This is a genomic window from Fructilactobacillus sp. X2R5C2 (assembly GCF_059901375.1).
In genome coordinates, this window is record NZ_JBWXUX010000013.1 from 1 (window position 1) to 278 (window position 278).

Annotated in this window: 1 pseudogene; it reads left to right on the forward strand. The window is 46.0% G+C overall.

Going from position 1 to position 278, the window contains the following annotated elements:
* Positions 1–248, forward strand: a pseudogene (locus AC6UD2_RS06755) (MFS transporter); the annotation flags it as partial.
* Between the last annotated feature and the right edge of the window lie 30 nt (positions 249–278).

The following is a 278-nucleotide window of genomic DNA, read 5'->3' on the forward strand; positions in this document are numbered from 1 at the left end:
GGATTGGATGGGCTGGTGTGTCGGTCTACCCGCTAACGTTTGTGACCCGTGAAATTCCGGGAAAGTACATTGGTGTGTACATGGGGCTGTTTAACGTGCAAATTTGTATTCCGCAAATCGTGGCTTCAATTGCCAGTCCAATAGTGGTGATGGCAATTGGATCAATCGCCAACATTTTTGTGATTGCGGCGGTTACCATGGTTTTGGCAGCAATCTCAGTGTGGATCTTAAATGACATTAAAGACTAGTTGGAGGTGAGAACGTGCAGGTAATTGATG